1 pseudogene is annotated in these 417 nt (G+C 69.1%); it reads right to left on the bottom strand.

Annotation, left to right across the window (positions count from 1 at the left end):
• Positions 1–417: pseudogene (locus PUR71_RS06935) on the bottom strand (hypothetical protein); the annotation flags it as partial.

Here is a 417-nt window from a genome sequence, read left to right as displayed (position 1 = left end):
GTAGGCGTGGACGTAGGGGTCCGGGGGGAAGGACTTCGCGTCGTTGGCAGTGGAGATGGCCGCCGTGTAGACGAACGCGCCGCCCGCCATGACGGCCGGGTACTGGGTCGGGTCGTCGCCGTAGCTGATGGTGACCTTGGCGACGTCGGGTGTGTAGTGCCCGGCGCCCAGCGTGAGGAACTGCCCGGCGCCGGCCGGCGAGCTGAAGCTGTCGAAGTACTCGATCAGGTGACCGGTGCCCCACAGCCGGTCGTTGATGAACGTCGCGGGGACGGACCTGCTGCGGCCCTTGTGGCCCTTCGACTCGCATTGCACGTACTGCTCGGCGGAGTTGACGGCGATGACCACGCCGTCGGTGTCCGCCGAGGAGACGGGAGTGCGGACCGCGATCACCGGGTGGTACTGCGACGCGTCGGC

It is taken from the genome of Streptomyces sp. SP17BM10 (genome assembly GCF_036322405.1).
Lineage (GTDB): Bacteria > Actinomycetota > Actinomycetes > Streptomycetales > Streptomycetaceae > Kitasatospora.
Note: the sequence above shows the minus strand (reverse complement) of the source record. Positions and strands in the feature narration are given on the sequence as shown.